Annotated in this window: 1 protein-coding gene; it reads right to left on the bottom strand. The window is 48.3% G+C overall.

Translation table 11 applies throughout. The annotated features are described in order from the left end of the window. Positions 1–141 precede the first annotated feature (141 nt). The coding region (gene gcvP, locus GNE10_RS34325; RefSeq protein ID WP_185570481.1) for an aminomethyl-transferring glycine dehydrogenase at positions 142–1,718 on the bottom strand (1,577 nt) is incomplete at its 5' end.

Genomic DNA, 1,718 nt, shown 5'->3' with positions numbered 1-1,718 from the left:
GTCTAAAGCCAAAACCTCCCCTCCCCGCAGGCGGGGAGGGGATTGAGGGGTGGGGTAAAGTGGTTGTGGAATAAGCGTTTGAGCTTAAGCTGACACCAATGGGTCACGACTCCCGATTCCCTCCTTAGTCCCTTTTATTACTTAATAAGCATCCATTGGCAGACAAGAACAAACGAAATTCCTGTCACCAAAGGCTGCATCAATGCGGCTAACAATAGGCCAGAATTTATGTTCCCGCGTCCAAGGTGCAGGGTAGGCGGCTTGTTCGCGGGAATAGGGATGATGCCATTCTCCACTAAGCAGACTTTCAGCAGTATGGGGCGCGTTCTTCAAAAGATTATCTTGGATATCTGCCTTGCCTGATTCGATTTCGGCGATTTCTTGGCGAATAGAAATCAACGCATCACAGAAACGATCTAACTCTTGTTTCGATTCGCTTTCTGTTGGTTCCACCATGATTGTACCTGCCACAGGCCAGGAAACAGTGGGTGCATGGAAACCATAATCCATCAAACGCTTGGCGACATCATCGATTTCCATCGCTGCTGATTTTTTGAGCGATCGCAAATCTAAAATACATTCATGGGCAACTAAACCATTTTTCCCTTGATATAAAACGGGATAGTAAGATTCAAGTCGCTTGGCGATGTAGTTAGCATTGAGAATTGCCACTTTTGTTGCTTGGGTTAAACCAGCTGTACCCATCATGGCAATATACATCCAAGAAATCACCAAGATACTCGCACTACCCCAAGGCGCAGCCGCCACAGCACCAAGATGGGAATCGCCAGTTGTAGAAGACGCGGAGAGTGGGAGACGCGGGGACGCGGTGAAAGAACTCTCCGCGTCTGTGTGTCTCCGTGTCCCCGTGTCCTGTTCTCCAATTCCTACTACAGCATGTCCGGGTAGGAACGGCACGAGATGAGACACAACACCAATAGGCCCCATACCAGGGCCGCCACCACCGTGAGGAATACAGAAAGTTTTGTGTAAGTTTAAGTGACAGACATCCGCGCCAATATCCCCAGGACGACAAATTCCCACTTGGGCGTTCATATTTGCCCCATCCATGTAAACTTGTCCGCCGTGGGTATGAACAATTGCACAAATTTCCTTAATTGACTCCTCAAAAACACCGTGAGTGGAGGGATATGTCACCATTAAGGCGGCGAGTTCTGATTTGTGTTTTTCAGCTTTCGCTTTTAGGTCGTCAACGTCAATGTTACCTTGCAAATCGCAGGCAACTGCCACTACCTTCATACCGCACATCACCGCACTGGCTGGGTTTGTCCCGTGTGCTGAGGTGGGAATCAAACAGATGTTGCGGTGTCCTTCTCCCCGATTTTGATGATATTGGCGAATTACTAAAAGTCCGGCGTATTCACCTTGAGAACCTGCATTTGGTTGCAGAGAAATTCCGGCAAAACCGGTAATTTCAGCTAACCATGCTTCAAGTTGCTGAAACAGAATTTGATAACCTTGGGTTTGGGATGGCGGCGCAAAAGGATGAATCTTGCCAAATTCCTCCCAAGTCACCGGAATCATCTCAGCTGTGGCGTTTAACTTCATTGTGCAGGAACCCAAGGGAATCATCGATGTTGTCAGCGACAAGTCCTTGCTTTCTAGCCTGTGGAGATAGCGCAATAACTCTGTTTCTGAGTGATAGCGGTTAAATACTGGATGAGTGAGGTAACTGCTTTGGCGAGGGAGGGGGAGAT

This window comes from Nostoc sp. 2RC, from assembly GCF_014222165.1.
GTDB lineage: Bacteria > Cyanobacteriota > Cyanobacteriia > Cyanobacteriales > Nostocaceae > Nostoc > Nostoc linckia.
The sequence above is the reverse complement of the archived record's forward strand: the minus strand, read 5'-3'. Positions and strand labels throughout refer to the sequence as shown.